The following is a 12,301-nucleotide window of genomic DNA, read 5'->3' as shown; positions in this document are numbered from 1 at the left end:
ACGTTTGAGAAAAAGAAAAGAGGAAATAAAATGAAGAAAACATGGAAAGTGTTTTTAACGCTTGTAACAGCTTTTGTAGCTGTCGTGCTGGTGGCTTGTGGCCAAGGAACTGCTTCTAAGGACAACAAAGAAGCAGAACTAAAGAAGATTGACTTTATCCTAGACTGGACACCAAACACTAACCACACTGGACTTTATGTAGCCAAGGAGAAAGGTTATTTCAAAGAAGCTGGAGTAGATGTTGACTTGAAATTGCCGCCAGAAGAAAGCTCATCTGACTTGGTGATCAATGGCAAGGCACCATTTGCTATCTATTTCCAAGACTACATGGCTAAAAAATTGGAAAAGGGAGCAGGAATCACTGCCGTTGCCGCTATCGTAGAGCACAATACATCTGGAATCATCTCACGTAAATCGGACAATGTCACCAGTCCAAAAGACTTGGTTGGCAAGAAATACGGAACTTGGAATGACCCGACTGAGCTTGCTATGTTGAAAACCTTGGTAGAATCTCAAGGTGGAGACTTTGAGAAGGTCGAAAAAGTACCGAACAACGACTCAAACTCAATTACACCGATTGCCAATGGTGTCTTTGACACCGCTTGGATTTACTACGGTTGGGATGGTATCCTTGCAAAATCGCAAGGCGTAGACGCTAACTTTATGTACTTGAAAGACTATGTCAAAGAGTTTGACTACTACTCACCAGTTATTATCGCTAACAACGACTATCTCAAAGACAACAAAGAAGAAGCTCGTAAAGTCATCCAAGCCATCAAAAAAGGCTACCAATACGCCATGGAGCATCCAGAGGAAGCTGCGGATATTCTTATCAAAAATGCACCTGAACTCAAGGAAAAACGTGACTTCGTTATCGAATCTCAAAAATACTTGTCAAAAGAATACGCCAGCGATAAGGAAAAATGGGGACAGTTTGACGCCACTCGCTGGAATGCCTTCTACAAATGGGATAAAGAAAATGGTATCCTCAAGGAAGACTTGACTGACAAAGGATTTACCAACGAATTTGTAAAATAATGACAGAAATTAGACTAGAACACGTAAGCTATGCCTACGACGATGATAAGATTTTAGAGGATATTAACCTGCAGGTGACTTCGGGTGAAGTGGTTTCTATCCTAGGTCCCAGTGGTGTAGGCAAGACTACCCTCTTTAATCTAATCGCAGGAATTTTAGAAGTCCAGTCGGGAAGAATTGTTCTTGATGGCGAGGAGAATCCCAAGGGGCGCGTGAGTTATATGTTGCAAAAGGATTTACTCTTGGAGCACAAGACGGTGCTTGGCAATATCATCCTGCCCCTCTTGATTCAAAAGGTGGATAAGGCAGAAGCCGTTGCCCGAGCGGATGATATCCTTGCGACCTTCCAGTTGACAGCTGTAAGGGACAAGTATCCTCACGAACTCAGTGGAGGGATGCGTCAGCGTGTGGCCTTACTCCGCACCTACCTTTTCGGGCACAAGCTCTTTCTCTTGGATGAGGCTTTCAGCGCCTTGGATGAGATGACCAAGATGGAACTTCACGATTGGTATCTGGAGATTCACAAGCAACTAGAGCTGACAACACTCATCATCACACACAGTATCGAGGAAGCCCTCAACCTCAGTGACCGCATCTATATTCTAAAAAATCGGCCTGGACAGATTGTTTCTGAAGTTAAACTAGATTGGTCCCAGAGCGAAGACAAGGAAGTCCAAAAAATTGCCTATAAGCGTCAAATCTTAGCGGAATTGGGATTAAATACTTAGAAAAATAGGGAGTTGGTGAAGATTATTCTTTACTTGCTCCCTTTTCCTTTAAAAAAATCAAAAATTTCGGTATAATAGTCAATTATACCGAAATCATTCTATAATCGTTGATACATAAGGGTTTTATGTATCGCTTTTTTAATTTTGTGGACTTTTTTAAGAACTTTTTATTTTTTCGAGGGCAGTTTCAAAGAATGAGACTGCTCTTTTTTGGTTCTCTTTTGATAAATGGCTGTAAGTGTCCATGGTTACAGATATTTTTGCATGGCCAAGCCGTGTCTGTATTTCCTTGTATGGCAGGCCAGCATTAAGCAAGATACTAGCGTGAGTGTGGCGGAAAGCATGAAAGCCTAAATCAGTACAGTTAGCGCTTTTTAAGTGCTTATGTAGGCGATAATCAACCTTTCGAGTATTGACATAGTTGTCAAAGCTATCAGAGAATACTTTCTCATAGGTTAAGCCAATGTTTCTACCATTTTCTGCTTGTCTTGCTCGGTAGAGACGAAGCATGAGCACTGTTTTATGATCAATATCTAGAACTCTATAGCTTGATTTTGTCTTAGGAGTGTTTACCTGGTTTAAAATGTTGAGTGTTTTGTTAATATCAATCGTTCCGTTCTGCAGATCAATATCAGACCATTCCAGGGCCAGACATTCACGGATGCGCAGTCCAGTAGCTAGGAGCGTTTTATAAAGCACAGTATCATAGAAATTGACAAAGGTATTCTCCAGGTTATCGAGATAGGAGAGAAAGTTTTTAAGTTCCTGATCTTGAAAGTATTTAATTTCTTGTTTATCTCTAGTTATCTTTCTAGGAATGACAATATCACGAGCAGGGTTATTGTCTAATGCTTGAATAGAAACTCCATACTGTAGAATACGTTTATTTAAGGCATGAAGGTGATTGTATTCTTTATACCCCGTTCCGTCCTGATTGTACTCATCCGCCCACTTATTTACCTGAGTTTGGATAATGACAGGTGTAAGTTTATCTAGTTTATAAGTACCAAATGAGGGCAAGAGGTAGTTATTTAAGCAGCCTTTTATCTTTATCTGCGTATTAGTCTTTATGGTATGCTGGTAGGTTTGCCAAAACAAGTCCACAAGTTCGCTATAGGTTGTTATATGTGAGCGTTGTTTCCGTGTAGAGCCGTTTTTCTCAAATTCTACCTTAGCCTGAGTGGCCTTGTTTTTGAGTTCTTTCTTTGTTCGTGCTGATATGGTAGTCTTGACCTTCTTACCAGTCACAGAATCAATGCCAAGATAGATACTAGAGCGGTAGACTGCTGATCCGTCTTTTTTCGTGTGTTTTGTAATTTTCATGGTTTTACTCCTTTTCCATCAGCAGGCAAGCAAATTAGAAAAGGTTTTGAGTTTATACCATGCGAGGAGCTACGAGAATGCCCCTATTTTCGATTTTAAGCAGTCAGACGGTAAATTTGTACCAGAATAAGAAATAAGGCGGATATGGGGCTTGAAAATGCCCATATATTGCAAGTAGTTCTATCTTAATGTGTCGGTGATATTATACCAATTATTCGGAAATCCAAGTGTATCCAATACAATGCCGGCTTCAATGGAGTGAGCTTTTTTATTTAGAGCTTTGGTTCTTTTTATAATAGTGTTATGTAATTGAGCGTATTGTGTGGACGCAAGTAGGCATTGCAAGGCAAGAAAAACATAATATACAGATTGTCTTGACGTATTAGCATTGTTATTGTAATAGTGGAAATAAGCTAGTTGTGGAAGATTCTCCCGACATTTATAATTGAAAAGTTTATTATTATGAGCAGTGATATTTCTAATTTCTAGTATATTTTTAATAATACTTTCTAAAGCCTTTCCACTTAAAAGGTCTTTACTAGGTCTATTTTGGATGTATTCAATATTTTCTTGTAAGAATGGTGATAAATCTCTAGCTATTTGATTTTTTATATCAGTGTTTAGATTTCTATAAAAGTTAAATGCTTGCCCTAATGTAAGTTCATTGATGATAACCCAGAAAGGAACAACGCCATGTTGTTTATAGTGGTGTTTTATAGAATTGTTTTGCTTATCCCTATTATAATCATTGAGTATTTTAGCTAATATACTGATTAAATTTGTAATTTGTGCTAGCCTTTTTGCATCTTTTTGTGTTTCAAAATTATTAATGTCTAGATAAGAGTATGGCTTTGGATATGATTCTGAAAAACGATATGCCAGTAAGGATTTAAAGTGTTTTTCTGCATCTATAATTGCTTTTAAAAAAGCTGATTTAATTTCTTTATCGTAAAAGTGTGTTGCAGCTATTTCTCTAAAGTCTGCACCAGCTATAAATTTATCTTTTGATGTTTGAAAAAACTTACTATATCCGTTGACGACGTTGTAATAGTTGTTAGTTAGAAGGTATCTTTTACATTCTTCTATGTTATCTATTTCTAAACCTCTAGACTGGAGAAGTTTTATTTGTTCATCTAATGTTTGAAATGGTTTCATATATGTTCCTTATATACAAAAACACCACCTAGTAGAACTAGGCGGTGTTTCGCGTACTCTGTTCCCTTGGGAGCAGAAACTCTTCTCATTGCCTAATAATACTGTAATTTTTAGTTTTTGTCAATCTTTTTGGTTTGTTTTTTAAAAATTTTTGAGTATTGAAAAATCTCAACGCTGGGAACGTTGCTTTTATTGCATTATCAGACAAGTTAGCGGTAGCAGGTTTGTCTTTTTCTATTTGTCAAATTTGTCGTTTTTTGCGCTTTAGTCTGTAAAATTGGCTTTCTATTCTTCAATTTCCCCTGTTTTTGCACAATAGACCTTTGAAAGAGGGTTGCTATTGGCGAATATGGGGGAGTTTTATAGAATTTTTTCAAATACCATTGTGGCTTGGATACGGTCGCCACCGCCTAGTCCTTTGCTTCCACCATTGGCGGTTGTGATGGTATGCAGGCGATAACCTTTTGAAGCTTGTTTATTGATAACATCTTCTAATTCTGTGAGGTTTCCTGATCCAGTGCCGAAAAACTTTTCTTTCAAAGTTACCTGGAGGACAACGTAGTGTAGTCCATTTGCTCCAGATGCAGTAGAAAAACTACCTTCTTGTTTTACAGTGTCAAAAAATCCCATGGGGGTTACTCCTTATCAGTTGTAGTAAACATTTCGTCTTCGTCATCTACTTCTTTATTCAATGCAGTAGTTTTTGTTGCGAGTGAATCTATAATTTCAAAAATTTTGATTTGGTCTGATTTTTCCAATACTTGATAATTTATAAGTAATTTAGCGTAGTCAGTTTGCTTAATGTTATCTAGGTCTATGAGTTCTTGGATTGCCAAAGATAATTTTAGCGGAAAAGATTCCTGATACCTTTTGAATTTATCAGAGTCTTTCAAAAATTCTTTTATAATTCTATCGGCTTCAGCGATTCTTTCTAGATCTTCATAATTTGTTATACCTTGACTTGAAGCCTGGTCTTTAACTTTGTCAAATGCTTGTATAACCTTTTTAGAAACATAGTCGAAATTGTCTTCGTAGCCTAGCAAATAACCAACACTTACTTCAAAGTAGTCAGCAAGTTGTTTGGCTTTTTCTGGTTTGATTTGACTTTCTTCGTTTTCCCATTTTTGGTATCCTCTACGGGTCACGCCCATAGCTTTAGCGACGTCCTCTTGTGTGTCGCCTTTTTTTTGTCTCAATTCTTTTAGTCTGTTCATGTATATTACCTCATTTTTAATTATATCACAAAATAATAAAAAGCTAACAAAAAATTCACTTTTTATTAATTAACTATTGACAGCTAACAAAAAATACGCTATACTACAATTAAGCTAACAAATTGTTAGCAAAAGAAAGGAGAAATATCATTGCTTATTACCTCAACACAAGCAAAAGCGATTCGCCGAAAGCAGGCAGACAAGAAATTGACTGCAAAGCAAGCAGGCGAGGAAATCGGAGTTACACAAGTTACCTATCGAAAAATTCGAGACGGTGGCGAAGTAAAGCCTAGCATTTACCAAAAGGCCATGCAGTGGCTTGCAGAAGACTATTAGAAAGGAGCGAACCAATCACGATTTTAGTTCATATTTACAGATTTCTTGCATGGTGCTTTACCACTGGAGATTGATTTATCAGACTATCTAACTATTCGCTAGATTAAGATGCTTGCTACCTATGGCAGTATCAAGTATTTATAACGGTTTTGTCTCCTATCTCAATTAGTAAATTCACATGGTACTGTCTTAAGTGGCAAGCATGAGCAAAAAAGCAGAAAGGAAACTTATTATTTAAGTGTAGAAATTTTAAGAATGGACAATAATATAGAATTTGAAACAATTACTAATAGCAAGGGTTTTCCGATTCCCAAGTATTTCAAGGATTTTAAAAAGCTAGTTGAGAAAGACAGAGAACTAGCCGAGTATCTTTGTATGAACTATGAGGACTTAGACAGTGAAGACCTGGGGGCATTTCTTGAGACGGTAGAACAGGGAATCAGCTGGATCATGGAACTGATAGAAAGCAAAGACTTGCTTTATCAACCCCGTAAAGGGAAAAAAGCATGAAAAAGACAACAAAAAATCACTTGCTCAAATTTTGGTCGAGGAGAGCAAGCGACAATACATTGGTATAGATATTTTTTCTATACCTTGATTATAGCATAGAAAGACAAGGTACACAATGAGAAAACAACATAAAGCATCAAGGATATTGCTGAAAAATTGCCTGAACTTGAGGGCAAAAACTTAGAAGAAATCGCAGGAGTGTTAGGCTACCGTAACCTAGACAGTTGCAAGGTTAATCTTTACAATCTCAGACAAAATAAGCGACTAGGTTTCAAAGTAGAAAAAGGAGTTTACACTAAGTTTGAACTCTTGGACGATACTGTAAAAGAAGAACTGGAAGACAAAGAACTTGGGGAACGTGGTCGCTATTTGAAGAGTGTAGACCGATACAAGGCTATGTTAAACGCCTTTTCTATCGCCTTTGATAGCACGGTTAAGGCAGAAACTAGACAAAAAGCAGAACATGACGGACTGAAAGCCTTGGATAGGATTCCAGATAAATACTACGCCCTACTTTATGACATGATGGAGGGTTAGGAATGGAAGCAAAAACACACTTTGCTAGATTCATGCGTAGAGGTATGGAGTTAGCAAGGCAATTACATAGTAAAGAAATCCAACGTGAAGAATTTGATAGAGCCTGGAAAAGATTAGGCGATCAAATTGAAAACGAAACGAAGACAAACTAAAAAACCGAAGAGCAGGCAAGCAATTAGAAAAGGTTTTGAAAAATGAGTGCTGACACGGTGATTCTAAGCACTTGTTTAGCGAAAATGTGGGTGATTGCCCACGAAACATCACTACATACGTCCGCCAACTTGGGGCAAACGCCCAGCGTTTGGAGTGGTGGGAATCATGTATAGGAAAAGGCAAGAAAAAGGAATAGTAGACTATGACAGAAACAACATACGATATTATCGCTAAAAGCTTGGATAGAATTAGTATGGAATTACACCAAGCAGACGAAAACAATGATTTTTTGAGAATAGGGCTCTTATCAGGACAATTAAAAGCTATCAAAGAAAACTTACATCGTTTACTCTGGATTGAACTCCCTGAATTGAATGAGAGTCATAAAATCAAAGCAGTCTCTAAAAGCACTACTGGAATGTTTTTCCACCCTGGTATTTTTGAGATGGACGCTATGCGACAAGCATTCTTTAAACGTCAAGCTAAGCATTTTTTTGACAATGTAACAGAGCAACAGGCGTATATAGAACATGCTGAAAAGGAGTATTTAGAGGCTACTATGACCTTAAAGGATATCCTTTTTCACTCTAAAAATGGGCCTCGGCAAGTAGATAAGGATTGTCTTGTAGAGAAGTTTGAAGAGGCAATGCAATGAAACTAGACATAAAAAACATGACACAAACAGAATTTGATAACTTCATGGCTGATTTAAAGGTAAACAATCCGAATTTATTCCAGTTTATCATTGATTTTATCAATAAAAAGTATCCATAGAAGAAGTGGAAGCCTTTCTAAAAATGGAACATGAAATACAACAGTTATACATCAAGAATTACAAAGCGAGGGCATAGCATGAATGAACTAGATTTAAGCAATACACAGGCGCTTATCTTTGTGGTGGTACTGATTGGCTTTCTTATTTACCTAAACCACCGAGACTGCAAAAAAAGCGCCCAAATTGAGCGAGAAAATAGACAGATGAAAGAAACACCTAGCGAGGATTTAAGTCCTTGCTACGGGCGATATATTCAGCTTGCAGGGATTAAACCGTGGGGGTGCTAGTATGTTTGAAAAAATGATTGAGGATCTAAAGTCGAATATTCTGGAATCAGTGGAACGGTATCTAAAGAACCATGAAAAAATTCCTCCAAAGAAGTTGAATTTGATTAGTAAAACGGAACTTAAGGAAGAGTTAAATATAGGGGATAAAACCCTGAGTAGTTGGGAACATGCAGGCTTACGGCAATATATTCCACCAATTGAGGATACTAGAAAGGCTTATTATAAAATTTCCGAAGTTCTCAAGTTCTTGGGAGTGGAAGAATGCGAGTGATTGAGTTGATTTTATCAGCTGACAAATTAGCATTATTTGCCTTTCTCAAGTCTACCCCTACCCAAGTTTGGAAGAATGGAAATCACTATAAGTTTGTATACTATGAGCCAATAGGTGAGGGAATGACGGATTTTCGTTATAAAGGCTTATATGTAGCTATCAGAGACGAAAAGAGTGATAGGGAAGGCTGGGAACTAGCTAGACCATTAGGAATCGCCTTGGCTAGTCCTGAATTGCTAATGATCCTGAAGGATTTAGAAGTAAACAAGTTGACTGAGCAACGGCAGGGGCTTGGCGTGGAGCTGAAAGGGTGGATTTTTGACTTAATCTGTAATGGAATCCATACCAGATATGAGACGGCTACACTAGTCCGCTTGCTATTTGTGAATGGTTACAGTTTTAGTCAGTTAGTGGATTTGTTTTCTACTATCGTCAGACGGAAAGAATTGGCCAGTTATTTCCTCGAAGTAGCAACAAAATTCTATAAGGAGGTGGCTTTTGAATAGCAATGACATTGCAAATAAAATTATTGAAGAAAATCAGCAACAAATACCGCCTACCGTGGTGAACTTGACCCAAGTAAGGGAAACCAACGAGGAACACAATAGCCTGAATCTAACACCTAAAACCAAAGGGAAAGGCTTTGCGGTTACCTTGGACAATCTCAAGAAGATTTTAAGTGGAGATAGCAAGCTGAAGGGGGCGATACAGTACAATACATTCACTTATGAAATCGACGTGACAAAAGCAACAAAATTGAACGGTAGAACTTTAAGCGGAACCATTGACGACCTAGTTATTAGAGAGATTAGGGCTTATATTGCTACAAAGTACAAGATAGATTATAAAAAAGGGGATATCGCTGATATTTTGGAGGTGGTGGCTGGTGAGCATAGCTATAACCCTTTAAAAGACTATCTGGAATCATGTGAAAGCGAATATAGAGAGTTAGTGAATCAGCGTGTTCCTTTTGCTATTTTAAGGAATTATCTCAATATCAAAGATGATGAATATAACCGTATTATTATGGACTTGTTTTTTCGTGGGGCGGTTGCTAAGGTATTTGACCCCTCTATTAAGTTTGACTTTGTGCTGGACTTGACTGGAAGGCAGGGAGTAGGGAAAACCCAATTTTTTGAGGGACTATTCACTCACAAGTATTTTACAACCGTTGAGACATTCACAGACAAAGACGATAAGGCTAGAATGGTTAGAAATTGGTGTGTATTTGATGATGAAATGGTGGCCAGTAAAAAGGCTAGTTTTTCAGAGTTGAAGAAGTTCATCACCGAAACCAAACTAGAGTATAGACCGCCTTATGCTTCCAGTGATAGACGACTACCAAAGAGTTTTATCATCGTGAGGGCAACTAATGATCATGATTATTTGAACGACTTAACAGGGGAAAGGCGCTTTCTTGTTGCTGAAGTACATAAGGATACCACTTATAAGGGCAGGAAGTGGACGGAAAAAGACCGCAGAGCCTTTTGGGGCGCTATGGTAGTAGCTTGGAAGTCTAATCAGTATTTGACGCTGACAGACGAGCAGGAGAACCTGGTAAATGAGGTAAGAAGTAGGTACAAATTTGCTGATGAAACTCTTGAGGATTTGGAGCGTTATTTGGCTTTACCTTTTCCAAAAAACATGTACCATTACCCAGTTACAGATAGAACCAGGTATTACTATATTTATGACATGATGAACGAGGGCTATTTTAGAAATAGTAAAGGCGGAACTGTTGAGCTTGATACAGATAAATATGGCGAATTGGTAGAACGTGACAAGATGACTATAAACCTATTTTTCCAAGAAGTCTATCTAACTGACAAAGCACCACCAAAGGATAAAGCAAAGGTTAAAAAGTATATGCAAAATAAAGAGGGATGGGAACACAAACGATCTTTAAAATTTGGAAAAAGTGTTAAGCCTGGTTACTCAAAACCTAAAAGGTAGTTAGGGTAGTCACCAACTCAAAAAATGACTACCTTTTAGGGGGAGCTAGAGCCTTTAAACAAAAAGGATTTAGAAAAAGGGTAGTTTTTAAGTTTTTACTGACTACCCTATTAAACCCTTGATATTATTGACTTTTATATTAAAAAGTAGTTATTTTAGATTATTTATAAAGTATATAGAATAAATAGATTAAAGGCGTTTATTATTTATTTTTTTGGAGCGAGGTGACTACCTGACTACGCTTTTTGTAAATCCTTGGGGCTGTAAGGCGGAGGTGGTAGTCACTAGATACTCAAAAATGACTACCTTTTTGAAACTGATTATTTTTCAGTGATTGGATTTGATTTTTGGAGGTTATTTTAGCTATAAAATTCATGTGTATTTAACATAATGAAAAAATGTAAATTAAAAAATGCAAAATAGACCTATCTCCTTGATACAAAAGGGATTGAGAAAACGGCTTGAATTTAACAGAATAGAAGATATGTTAAATATAACATTAGTAAAATGAGGTGAAAATGTTAGAAAAACCAAGGATAAGAAACGAGACAAAAAATATAGATTAAACTAAAAAAATGCAAGAAATAAACCTAAAAGGAGAAGAGAATGACACGTACAGTAAAAGAAATTTTTCAAGAATTGGAAAATATGGAAAATGATAATGCTAAATTAATTAAAAAACGTCAAGAGGAGTTGGAAGCTATAGTCCCAACAATTGAAAAAGCTAAACAAGATATAGTAGAAGCTAAAAAGAAGGTAGATGCTGAGGCATACAATAAAGCTAAGACGGAATTATGGACTGCTGAAAATACCAAGGAATTACTGGAGGAGGAGCTAGAAAAACTTCAAAAGAACCCTCTAGTTAGTAAAGAAGAATATCATAAGTTGGCTAAAGACATCACAGCAGCGGCTGAATCAGTAAATGCAGAGATTTTAGATAAAATATCAAAGTATTTCCCAGAGTTTGAAAAACTCAAAGAAAACTTTACTCGGAATGTAGAAGATGCAAACAAAGCACTAAGTAAGCTTGAGCACGCCATAGGTAAAAATACCGAGTCCTATAAGTATGACGACCAGGGAGGGCTGGTTCAGAGATATCACGGGCTGGACTACACACCTAAGAAAAACGTTGCTTGTCTTTTAAATAAATTTGTAGAAACATATAATAGGATGGTGAAATAAATGACTACTGAACACAATCCATATCAATGGTATGAAGATTTAGAAACTGCAGTTAAACGTAAACATGAACAACAAGGTATAGAATTTAGAAGATACTTACATGAGCAAACAACCCTACTGCCAGAAGATTTAAAGATCGCATTAGAGACGCAAAAAATTTTGTCAAAAATTGGCCAGATCTATACAGAGGAAAATGAGAATGAGAAGGCCAAAGTAATAGCACAAGCTAAAGATGAAGCAGCAGCCAAGGCAGAGGAAGAAGCTAATAAGAAATTCGGAACAAAAAGTAAAAAGGAATTGGAAGAAAATGAAATACTGAAGCAGATGGTAAAAGATTTATTCTAGATAGGGGGGTATCCCCCTCCCACTAGGCGCTCGCGAGCTTCACGCCGTCACTGTACATTTTTTCTCGCGCCAAAACCTCATCATATTATTAGTGAAATTTCAGAATTTTAAGTATAATGGTGTTGAAGATTCTGAGCAATTATATGATTCAGTTGATGTTCAGAAATTGTCTAATAAACAATAAGAAACTGGACACATTGAGTTCGATAGGATTAGACGAAGAGCAAATAAAGAGATAATAGAACTAGATACCTAATAAAGGAAATTAATAATGAATTTAAAACAATATTTAGGAAAAAACATTAGAGTTACTTTTATTGATGGTCAAATCCTTGAAGGACATTGTAACACCTATACTGGGAAACTTGATACGGAAGACGAACTGTATGATGAAATTACAATAGCAACGGATAAACATCTATATGTTGGGTTTGACGAATCTGAAATAAAGTTAATAAAAATTATTTAGAAAACACGTCAAGTAGTGGCTTTGA

At 37.0% G+C, this 12,301-nt stretch carries 18 protein-coding genes and 1 pseudogene; 15 read left to right on the top strand and 4 right to left on the bottom strand.

The annotated features are described in order from the left end of the window. Positions 1 to 30: 30 nt before the first annotated feature. Together D8862_RS05320 and D8862_RS05315 are read left to right on the top strand one after the other, a co-directional pair. Positions 31 to 1,038, top strand: coding sequence for an ABC transporter substrate-binding protein (locus tag D8862_RS05320; RefSeq protein WP_125449103.1), 1,008 nt, complete (start codon positions 31 to 33; stop codon positions 1,036 to 1,038). Further along, on the top strand, positions 1,038 to 1,766 hold the full coding sequence (locus tag D8862_RS05315) for an ABC transporter ATP-binding protein (RefSeq protein WP_125449101.1): 729 nt from the start codon (positions 1,038 to 1,040) through the stop codon (positions 1,764 to 1,766). Before D8862_RS05320 ends, D8862_RS05315 begins: the two co-directional genes overlap by 1 nt. Positions 1,767 to 1,922: 156 nt before the next feature. Here D8862_RS05315 and D8862_RS05310 read toward each other — a convergent pair whose 3' ends face one another. The 4 genes from D8862_RS05310 to D8862_RS05295 all read right to left on the bottom strand — a co-directional run bounded on the left by D8862_RS05310 (position 1,923) and on the right by D8862_RS05295 (position 5,458). Next, positions 1,923 to 3,089 (bottom strand): tyrosine-type recombinase/integrase, encoded by a 1,167-nt coding sequence (locus D8862_RS05310; protein ID WP_125449099.1) that lies wholly within the window; start codon positions 3,087 to 3,089, stop codon positions 1,923 to 1,925. 180 nt (positions 3,090 to 3,269) lie between these two features. After that, complete coding sequence (locus D8862_RS05305) at positions 3,270 to 4,244, bottom strand: Abi family protein (RefSeq protein ID WP_125449097.1); 975 nt, start codon at positions 4,242 to 4,244, stop codon at positions 3,270 to 3,272. A 360-nt stretch (positions 4,245 to 4,604) separates the two neighbouring features. Then, positions 4,605 to 4,874: a DUF4177 domain-containing protein gene (locus tag D8862_RS05300; protein ID WP_096408682.1), complete on the bottom strand. Its 270-nt coding sequence runs from the start codon at positions 4,872 to 4,874 to the stop codon at positions 4,605 to 4,607. A 5-nt stretch (positions 4,875 to 4,879) separates the two neighbouring features. After that, positions 4,880 to 5,458 (bottom strand): helix-turn-helix domain-containing protein, encoded by a 579-nt coding sequence (locus tag D8862_RS05295; RefSeq protein WP_125449095.1) that lies wholly within the window; start codon positions 5,456 to 5,458, stop codon positions 4,880 to 4,882. Between the two features lie 150 nt (positions 5,459 to 5,608). Here D8862_RS05295 and D8862_RS05290 point away from each other — a divergent pair, with 150 nt between their 5' ends. The 13 genes and pseudogenes from D8862_RS05290 to D8862_RS05235 all read left to right on the top strand — a co-directional run bounded on the left by D8862_RS05290 (position 5,609) and on the right by D8862_RS05235 (position 12,276). Continuing rightward, positions 5,609 to 5,794, top strand: a complete 186-nt coding sequence (locus D8862_RS05290; protein WP_000909283.1) for a hypothetical protein — start codon at positions 5,609 to 5,611, stop codon at positions 5,792 to 5,794. A gap of 255 nt (positions 5,795 to 6,049) precedes the next feature. Further along, positions 6,050 to 6,304, top strand: coding sequence for a hypothetical protein (locus D8862_RS05285; protein ID WP_125449093.1), 255 nt, complete (start codon positions 6,050 to 6,052; stop codon positions 6,302 to 6,304). Positions 6,305 to 6,460: 156 nt separating this feature from the next. Continuing rightward, the gene (locus tag D8862_RS05280) at positions 6,461 to 6,841 is read left to right on the top strand and encodes a hypothetical protein (protein WP_260467905.1); all 381 of its coding nucleotides are present in this window, start codon (positions 6,461 to 6,463) and stop codon (positions 6,839 to 6,841) included. Positions 6,842 to 6,843: 2 nt separating this feature from the next. Next, positions 6,844 to 6,993 carry a hypothetical protein gene (locus D8862_RS09600; protein ID WP_185760838.1) on the top strand — a complete coding sequence of 50 codons (150 nt, stop codon included), beginning with the start codon at positions 6,844 to 6,846 and terminating at the stop codon, positions 6,991 to 6,993. A 203-nt stretch (positions 6,994 to 7,196) separates the two neighbouring features. After that, the gene (locus D8862_RS05275; protein ID WP_125449089.1) at positions 7,197 to 7,649 is read left to right on the top strand and encodes a hypothetical protein; all 453 of its coding nucleotides are present in this window, start codon (positions 7,197 to 7,199) and stop codon (positions 7,647 to 7,649) included. Further along, positions 7,646 to 7,845: pseudogene (locus D8862_RS09695) on the top strand (hypothetical protein). The gene D8862_RS05275 and the pseudogene D8862_RS09695 overlap by 4 nt, the downstream one beginning before the upstream one ends. Position 7,846: 1 nt before the next feature. Then, positions 7,847 to 8,056 (top strand): hypothetical protein, encoded by a 210-nt coding sequence (locus tag D8862_RS05265; RefSeq protein WP_125449087.1) that lies wholly within the window; start codon positions 7,847 to 7,849, stop codon positions 8,054 to 8,056. A gap of 1 nt (position 8,057) precedes the next feature. Continuing rightward, on the top strand, positions 8,058 to 8,327 hold the full coding sequence (locus D8862_RS05260; RefSeq protein WP_060956277.1) for a hypothetical protein: 270 nt from the start codon (positions 8,058 to 8,060) through the stop codon (positions 8,325 to 8,327). After that, on the top strand, positions 8,318 to 8,833 hold the full coding sequence (locus D8862_RS05255; protein ID WP_125449085.1) for a hypothetical protein: 516 nt from the start codon (positions 8,318 to 8,320) through the stop codon (positions 8,831 to 8,833). The genes D8862_RS05260 and D8862_RS05255 overlap by 10 nt, the downstream gene beginning before the upstream one ends. Continuing rightward, positions 8,826 to 10,280 (top strand): virulence-associated E family protein, encoded by a 1,455-nt coding sequence (locus tag D8862_RS05250; protein ID WP_125449083.1) that lies wholly within the window; start codon positions 8,826 to 8,828, stop codon positions 10,278 to 10,280. The genes D8862_RS05255 and D8862_RS05250 overlap by 8 nt, the downstream gene beginning before the upstream one ends. A 606-nt stretch (positions 10,281 to 10,886) precedes the next feature. Then, positions 10,887 to 11,462 (top strand): hypothetical protein, encoded by a 576-nt coding sequence (locus D8862_RS05245; RefSeq protein WP_125449081.1) that lies wholly within the window; start codon positions 10,887 to 10,889, stop codon positions 11,460 to 11,462. Beyond that, a complete protein-coding gene (locus tag D8862_RS05240) occupies positions 11,463 to 11,807 on the top strand; it encodes a hypothetical protein (protein WP_125449079.1) in 345 nt (114 codons plus the stop codon). 271 nt (positions 11,808 to 12,078) lie between these two features. After that, complete coding sequence (locus tag D8862_RS05235; protein ID WP_125449077.1) at positions 12,079 to 12,276, top strand: hypothetical protein; 198 nt, start codon at positions 12,079 to 12,081, stop codon at positions 12,274 to 12,276. Positions 12,277 to 12,301 lie beyond the last annotated feature (25 nt).

Source organism: Streptococcus oralis, from assembly GCF_003942585.1.
Lineage (GTDB): Bacteria > Bacillota > Bacilli > Lactobacillales > Streptococcaceae > Streptococcus > Streptococcus oralis_BE.
This window is presented reverse-complemented; position numbering and strand designations above follow the sequence as displayed.

Bases quoted from the DNA above. Each gene is read 5' to 3' on its own strand.
- D8862_RS05320 (WP_125449103.1), top strand. From the start codon at position 31: ATGAAGAAAACATGGAAAGTGTTTTTAACGCTTGTAACAGCTTTTGTA.
- D8862_RS05315 (WP_125449101.1), top strand. From the start codon at position 1,038: ATGACAGAAATTAGACTAGAACACGTAAGCTATGCCTACGACGATGAT.
- D8862_RS05310 (WP_125449099.1), bottom strand. From the start codon at position 3,089: ATGAAAATTACAAAACACACGAAAAAAGACGGATCAGCAGTCTACCGC.
- D8862_RS05305 (WP_125449097.1), bottom strand. From the start codon at position 4,244: ATGAAACCATTTCAAACATTAGATGAACAAATAAAACTTCTCCAGTCT.
- D8862_RS05300 (WP_096408682.1), bottom strand. From the start codon at position 4,874: ATGGGATTTTTTGACACTGTAAAACAAGAAGGTAGTTTTTCTACTGCA.
- D8862_RS05295 (WP_125449095.1), bottom strand. From the start codon at position 5,458: ATGAACAGACTAAAAGAATTGAGACAAAAAAAAGGCGACACACAAGAG.
- D8862_RS05285 (WP_125449093.1), top strand. From the start codon at position 6,050: ATGGACAATAATATAGAATTTGAAACAATTACTAATAGCAAGGGTTTT.
- D8862_RS09600 (WP_185760838.1), top strand. From the start codon at position 6,844: ATGGAAGCAAAAACACACTTTGCTAGATTCATGCGTAGAGGTATGGAG.
- D8862_RS05275 (WP_125449089.1), top strand. From the start codon at position 7,197: ATGACAGAAACAACATACGATATTATCGCTAAAAGCTTGGATAGAATT.
- D8862_RS05265 (WP_125449087.1), top strand. From the start codon at position 7,847: ATGAATGAACTAGATTTAAGCAATACACAGGCGCTTATCTTTGTGGTG.
- D8862_RS05260 (WP_060956277.1), top strand. From the start codon at position 8,058: ATGTTTGAAAAAATGATTGAGGATCTAAAGTCGAATATTCTGGAATCA.
- D8862_RS05255 (WP_125449085.1), top strand. From the start codon at position 8,318: ATGCGAGTGATTGAGTTGATTTTATCAGCTGACAAATTAGCATTATTT.
- D8862_RS05245 (WP_125449081.1), top strand. From the start codon at position 10,887: ATGACACGTACAGTAAAAGAAATTTTTCAAGAATTGGAAAATATGGAA.
- D8862_RS05240 (WP_125449079.1), top strand. From the start codon at position 11,463: ATGACTACTGAACACAATCCATATCAATGGTATGAAGATTTAGAAACT.
- D8862_RS05235 (WP_125449077.1), top strand. From the start codon at position 12,079: ATGAATTTAAAACAATATTTAGGAAAAAACATTAGAGTTACTTTTATT.